Raw genomic sequence first — 5,802 nt, forward strand, 5'->3', positions numbered from 1 at the left:
CGCAGCAAACGGGTAAAGCCTGAAAGGAAAGGCGCTTGCGCTCTGAAACTGACACCACTTTCTGCGCCAGCAACACGTTGTTTTTCCACAGAATCGGCGGAATGCGGTCATTCGCTGCAGGTGCGAAGCTGGAATACAGCCACACTGGAAGCAGCCATTCACGAGAATGCGACATCGCATTTTTCCTACGGCGCGGAAGGTTGCATTGAGCCCTAAGATGATTCCTGCATACAAAGATAGCGCCTGATTTTTGGGGAGGCGTGAAGCACATTCCCAATGGAAATGGTTAGTTCGAATTGCGAGGCAGTCTCGAAGAATCGTTCGAAACGGTCCTGTCCGCCAATGCAGTTTGCTCGACTATCTAGCAGCTCGATTCGCCAGATAGTCGCCAAGGCGAAGACTGAGCTGAACGATGGAAAAAGTCGGATTGCAGAATCCTCCGGAAGGAAACACTGACGAACCAGCGCAGTACAAATTCTCAGTGCCGAATACCTTTGCGTTTCTGTCGACCACGCCAGTTTCCGGAGAATCTGCCATACGCGTCCCGCCCATATGGTGATATCCGCCGGGGCAATGGCCACCTCCGTCGCAGCTGAATTCAGTCTCAGGTGACAGAACCCAGTCGTGAAGTCGCATACGCGCCTTGGTGTTGTCCGCGAGGTATTGACCAAGCGCGAGTGCAGGTTCACGAAAAGTATTTCTGTCCACTTCACTTCTTCGCCAGTGAAGCGTTGCGCGAGGGTTGCCGAAGCGGTCGAGCGCGTCCGAGAGGGCAATATGATTGCTGTAAACTGGCTCCTGTTCAGACGAGCTGCGTAGCCAAGCTAGGTGAGCTGGCTCCTCAGGCGCCCTACCTAGTAGCCTGGCGAGCCAGCCCGGCGGCGTGCAACTCATATCAGGCGTACGATCAAGCCGAATTCGACAGTTCAAAGTGCCATTTTCAGTCATAAACGACTTTGTTGGCGCCAAGTAGAGACGCGTAGCTGAGATTGGAAGATCAGTATCATCATCATCAAACGTCAGACCTTCGCAAAAAACGACCTCCCCAATGGTCTGCGTAGGATGTTCCATCCAATAACGTCCAACGAGGCCCCTCTGATTGCCCAACCCGTCATTATGATCCCGATTCCACTGCAATAACAGCCGGTTGTTTTCTATCCCACCGCAGGCGAGTATAAATGCATCGGCGTTGACCTCAATCGAGTCGTTCTGAAAGTTCTCGAAACGAACTGACTGGATTCGTCGATTTTCGATTACCGCATCTTGCGCATTCGCGTGCAGTACTACGTCGATACCTAAATCTGAGGAAAATTGGTCTCGGAACTTTTCTCCAAACCTTACTGGCGGAGAAAACACGAAATGAACCCTACGCAGATCATCAGAACTATCGAGCGGGCTGTCATTTGGGAAGGTCGCAACTTCAACAATCTTACGTGCCTCATTCAAAAAGGGATCGAGATCCGATCGAGTGATCGGCCAAGCGGTCAGCGGGAACCCTGTTTTCGCCTCAAAATCAAGCTCTTCAAGCGGACGGCACATTCCACCCCAGTGATTTGTCGTTCCGCCAAAGTAACGAAGGCGCGCAGTCTCAAGATCAAAGTATGCGTCGCCCTTAACATCACCTTGGTAAATCGCCTGAGACTCGTCTTCCCATTCCTCGCCCCCGCCTTCGGCTAGAAAGACAGATAGGCCTTGTGATCGCAGCTTCTGGGCGAGTGAAATTCCGGCAGCACCAGCCCCAATAATGCACACATCATATCGTGCCTGCGGACGGGTCTCGCTGGTAAGATAACGCCGCATGCCTAATTCCGCCGTTTTGAATGGGCGCGAAGAATTTCAATATCTTTCGCTGAAAGTATCCACCCACGGCGAACGAACAAACCGCCTTTTGTGTTGGCAAAAACATTGAACTGAACGGCCACCAGAGGAGAAAGCAGTAGGCAGGCCAATTTTCGTCGAGAAATCATTTGGGACCCGTGAAGTTTTGGCGTCGATATGACATTCGCACGTCGCCCGATAAGGTGCAACGAATACTGAGAGTCTGATTCAGAACTAGCGGAACAATTTCATACGCTTGCGAGATGTCGTGTGACGCGTCGAATGTGGGCAATGATGACCCAAGCTTCGGCGCTGGCGATGGATTTCTCCCAATCTTTTGAAAGGCGTCGGCATCGCCCTGAGCGGCCCTATCTGACGGGTCCAAGTTGATTGTTAGTGCATGATCGGCCTTGGTTCCATTGGTATGATGGTTTGCGACCTACACCCATGAGATGATGCAGGTGGCCCGGCAGGAAGACCGCGTCACTCTTCTGCAAACGATACCCGGGATCGGACCCATTACGGCGTCCGCTATTGTCGCCACTGTTGGAACCGGTAGGCAGTTCAGCAATGGCCGTGAGTTTGCTGCCTGGCTCGGACTAACCCCGCTGAATCGATCCAGTGGTGGGAAGGAACGTTTAGGGCGTATCTCGAAGATGGGTGACCAATACATTCGCCGATTGCTGGTCGTCGGCATGATGTCCCGTATGCGCCAGATCATCAAAAACCCCGAGCGGTATGATCCTTGGTTTGCCGATATTGTTGCCCGCAAGCCCGGCAAGGTGGCCGCTGTCGCCATGGCAAACAAGACAGCGCGCTTGATTTGGGCCGTCATGACTCGCAATGAACCTTACCGGATCAGAACAATCTGAGCCGAACCAGAACACAAGAGATAGCAAGACCAATGAAGTGATGGAATATTGTCAGCCCTAAATCCAAGACACCCCGTGCTTTGTCCTGAACGCGTGCTGTTCGAGTTGCAGGTTGGGACTTGGTTTGTGGAAACCATCAGGGCCAGCGGCCACGTGCGCCGCGCAAAAAAGCCGGACACAAGACCGCATCTGACAACTACCAATCACATCAGAAAGGTCTTGCCAAGCAGGAGCCATCCACACAGGACAAAGCTGTCATTGTTTCATTTGGACTCGATGGCCCTATTGGTCCAAACCAGTTTCGCAAGTTGAGTAGTCAATACTGCGGTGCGGCCAGCTGGACCGGACCTTGGTCGAATGTGCAGCATCAGAAGTGGAGCGTAGGTCAGCCAGCTGACGAAGTGCTGGCGGGTTCTGCTAAGGTAGCTCAACTCAGGCCGCGAAGGGTAGAAAAATTTGGTTAGAGGGAAGAAGATCGCATTTTTGATCGTTGCGATAGTCGCAACGCCATTTCTTGCGTTTTTCGCAACCTTCATATGCGCGACGCCGCTTCTTTGGCCCTACTACGAGCCGGAGATGGAAGGTGCTGAAATCATTGATCCAGCTGCATGGTTCCTTCCACGTGCCAACCTCGCACCATATGCGCGATTTCGTCTGGGAGATGGAAAGTATGTGAAGATATTTTCGAATTGCTATCCACTTAAGGAAAACGGGTATCGTGCCTGCTCGCTCAAGTTGCTGTTTTCCATTCCCGCGGGCAATGAGATATCCTTTGCTGACATGCCCATCGTGATGAAATCCCCGGATGGCGAGGATTTGGTGAACGTTGAGTTGTATGAAAAATTCGCCGGAAGATTACCGAACACGGTCCGCGACGGTAAGGTCTTCGTCGAGTTTTCCGGTTCCATGCGTTTTGCCAGCGTCTCGTTAAGCGCTAAGTCAGGATACGCCTACACGGCCAAAATTCCGGACATTATCGTCGAAGGTAAACGGATTGCCGTGCCTGAAATAAAATTCACCCGCGTGGACAACCTGACATGTGTGGGCTTTTTCTCCAATTTCTAGAATCCAGGCCTCATCGCTTCCATCGTAAAAAACCTGCTACTCATTCGTTCGCCTGGATCGGCCCAGAGAGGCAAATGCAGGCTGCCAGTGACGTTGGCCTGGTCCGACATTACTTGTTCGACTTGTTCCAAATCAAAGCAGCGTCGGAATACTCGAGGCACATTTTCTTCTATATTGGGAGAGGTCAATGGGCGATCTGGAAGGTTTTTGAATTTCGCGATCAGCCTCCGGCCCTGATTGTGCGTCGACCCGTTGAGAATCCGCCACGCACTGCCGTCTTTGGGCAACGTACCCCCTTCAAACACCTGACTGAAGGCATCGGATGACGGTGAAGAGCCCAGACCGGGAACGACTACCCTGTTAAACCCAAATTCTAAACACAAACCCTCAGTAAGGTTCATTCGTAGGTTTGGCGCGATGGCAAAAAAAGCGCTATGCAGAATAACAGAAATAAAGAGGCGAGTGCGAATAGGCTTGGAATACCTGATTCACTCAAATCAGCAAATTCTGTTGCAAGATACCAGAAAACCAGACCAAAAGTGGAAACGGTGATTGACGCAAATTGTGGCGAGACCGACGGCAAATAACCCTTCCCAAGCATCACCCATGCCCATAGGAACCACGCGACGATCAGGCCGAAAACGCCAAGAATTGAAAGTGGCAATAGGTAGATGATAAGAATTACTACGCCTTCAACGGCAGCCAGTGTCGCAAAAGTTAAAACGATTGCTGTTGCCAGCATCGTTATCGCGTCATGTTTTTGACGAAACCAACCCATACGAGACCTCGAAAGTGAGCGTAGATAGGGTTGGGAAGTGTAGACTTAAGAAGATAGGATTCGTTGATCGAGATCAATAACCTCGACAGCCTGCTCGTCGGTCGGAGGCAGGTAGGAGCCAACGCAGAGAAACGTCAATTTTGATCAGCTCTGCAGTCATTCACAACATAAAAATGCTACAGGCCGCACGAACGGCTTCTTCGGCGGGTTGCAACGAAGCGACGTTAATGCAATCGAACGGCAGGTTTGGACCGGAACCGGCAGTATGGTCGATCCTAGCGAAGGACCGCAAAGTCCCGCTTGGCGGTCTTCTGAGACAACATATCTGAATGGCCGCTTTAGCCAGCTGCATGATAACCCTTGTGTTTCCGCAAGTGTTTGTCGACACTGTGTTGAACACAGTATTTCGCATTACTGTGTTCAACACAGTGCTTCACACAAAATCCGCACACTCTATTTGCACACTTTGATACACACTGCAAATTTGGAAACATAAGCTCTTGTTTTAAAATGGCAAATTGATACGCATTGCATTGCAAATCCGTGTACACCGGTTCGATTCCGGTACTCGCCTCCATTGCATCTTTTCCCGTTTTATCTCAGTATTTTAGGCACTTGGAGTATTCCAATTAGGATACTTTGGAGGATACAGGTGCCTGACTACCCCGCTACAACGCTGGCCATGAACAAGGGCAAGTACTACGTTCTGGTGACTGTTCCCGCTGATTTGCGACAGCATTTCAACGGTCGAAAGCAACTCAAGCAATCTACAGGCACCAGTGATCTAGCAGATGCAAAGAGGCGGCAGCACAACATCTCTGTCGAACTCTATGCTCGGCTGGATGCTTGCAAGCCTGATGTGAGGGACGTGATCAGCGACCTACTGGGAAGGGTCGGTGACGCAGATGAAGTTCAGCAGCTGGAGGACAACGGCGATCTTGAGGGGATCAGCATGTCTCACAAGTACGCCGAAGACACCAGCGATCCAGAAGACCTCGACGATAGCTGCATCGACCTTGTTCATGAAGGCGGTGAGAAGGCGCTTGAGGTCTATCGGATGTGGAAGGCGATGGAGAAGCAGGGAACCGTGGAGAGCGGCGCTGTGAGCTTGTCAGTCGCCACGGAGGAGTACTTGGCAACAGCCCCTTACCAAAATGGACCTGTCGCGCTTTAGTGCCGCCCCAAGTGCTCGTTTAAGCCACCTTCCTTTCGAATGCGACGGGGCTTTTCCAGCCCAGTGCTGAGTGGCGGCGACGCGGATTGTAGAAG

4 protein-coding genes and 2 pseudogenes are annotated in these 5,802 nt (G+C 51.6%); 3 read left to right on the plus strand and 3 right to left on the minus strand.

What is annotated here, in order from left to right:
- Nucleotides 1–357 precede the first annotated feature (357 nt).
- Together BUC32_RS19800 and BUC32_RS20545 are read right to left on the minus strand one after the other, a co-directional pair.
- Nucleotides 358–1,800: a GMC oxidoreductase gene (locus BUC32_RS19800; RefSeq protein ID WP_073257308.1), complete on the minus strand. Its 1,443-nt coding sequence runs from the start codon at nucleotides 1,798–1,800 to the stop codon at nucleotides 358–360.
- A 266-nt stretch (nucleotides 1,801–2,066) separates the two neighbouring features.
- Nucleotides 2,067–2,177 (minus strand): annotated as a pseudogene (locus tag BUC32_RS20545) (IS5/IS1182 family transposase); the annotation flags it as partial.
- A 117-nt stretch (nucleotides 2,178–2,294) separates the two neighbouring features.
- On the opposite strand from BUC32_RS20545, the pseudogene BUC32_RS19810 reads away from it, so the two are divergent.
- Together BUC32_RS19810 and BUC32_RS19815 are read left to right on the plus strand one after the other, a co-directional pair.
- Nucleotides 2,295–2,690 (plus strand): annotated as a pseudogene (locus BUC32_RS19810) (IS110 family RNA-guided transposase); the annotation flags it as partial.
- A gap of 576 nt (nucleotides 2,691–3,266) precedes the next feature.
- Complete coding sequence (locus tag BUC32_RS19815) at nucleotides 3,267–3,755, plus strand: hypothetical protein (protein ID WP_073257312.1); 489 nt, start codon at nucleotides 3,267–3,269, stop codon at nucleotides 3,753–3,755.
- Between the two features lie 397 nt (nucleotides 3,756–4,152).
- Here BUC32_RS19815 and BUC32_RS19825 read toward each other — a convergent pair whose 3' ends face one another.
- Entirely contained in the window at nucleotides 4,153–4,533 is a 381-nt protein-coding gene (locus tag BUC32_RS19825) for a hypothetical protein (RefSeq protein WP_073257317.1), read from the minus strand.
- A gap of 652 nt (nucleotides 4,534–5,185) precedes the next feature.
- Between BUC32_RS19825 and BUC32_RS19830 the strand changes: the two genes are divergently transcribed.
- Nucleotides 5,186–5,707: a DUF6538 domain-containing protein gene (locus BUC32_RS19830; RefSeq protein ID WP_139280815.1), complete on the plus strand. Its 522-nt coding sequence runs from the start codon at nucleotides 5,186–5,188 to the stop codon at nucleotides 5,705–5,707.
- The last annotated feature ends 95 nt before the right edge of the window (nucleotides 5,708–5,802 follow it).

The sequence above is a fragment of the Shimia gijangensis genome, assembly GCF_900142085.1.
GTDB lineage: Bacteria > Pseudomonadota > Alphaproteobacteria > Rhodobacterales > Rhodobacteraceae > Shimia > Shimia gijangensis.